The organism is Streptococcus oralis, assembly GCF_001075875.1.
Lineage (GTDB): Bacteria > Bacillota > Bacilli > Lactobacillales > Streptococcaceae > Streptococcus > Streptococcus oralis_I.
Map to the genome: position 1 here is coordinate 1 of NZ_JUOS01000026.1, position 308 is coordinate 308.

The following is a 308-nucleotide window of genomic DNA, read 5'->3' on the forward strand; positions in this document are numbered from 1 at the left end:
ATTCGAACCAACGCATGAGGGAGTCAAAGTCCCTTGCCTTACCGCTTGGCTATACCCCAATAATATAAAATAGGCGAGTGATGGGGATCGAACCCACGCATGCCAGAGCCACAATCTGGTGTGTTAACCACTTCACCACACCCGCCATAATTTTAAAACACGGGCAGTAGGAATTGAACCCACACTGAAGGTTTTGGAGACCTTAGTTCTACCTTTAAACTATGCCCGTAGTTAAGGTTATGGAAGGGGAGGGATTCGAACCCCCGAACCCGAAGGAGCGGATTTACAGTCCGCCGCGTTTAGCCTCT

Annotated in this window: 2 tRNA genes; both read right to left on the minus strand. The window is 49.4% G+C overall.

Features of this window, described 5'->3' with window-relative positions:
* Positions 1-72 precede the first annotated feature (72 nt).
* Positions 73-145, minus strand: a tRNA-His gene (locus ADM33_RS01310).
* Between the two features lie 13 nt (positions 146-158).
* Positions 159-229 (minus strand) — tRNA-Trp (locus ADM33_RS01315).
* Positions 230-308: the final 79 nt, after the last annotated feature.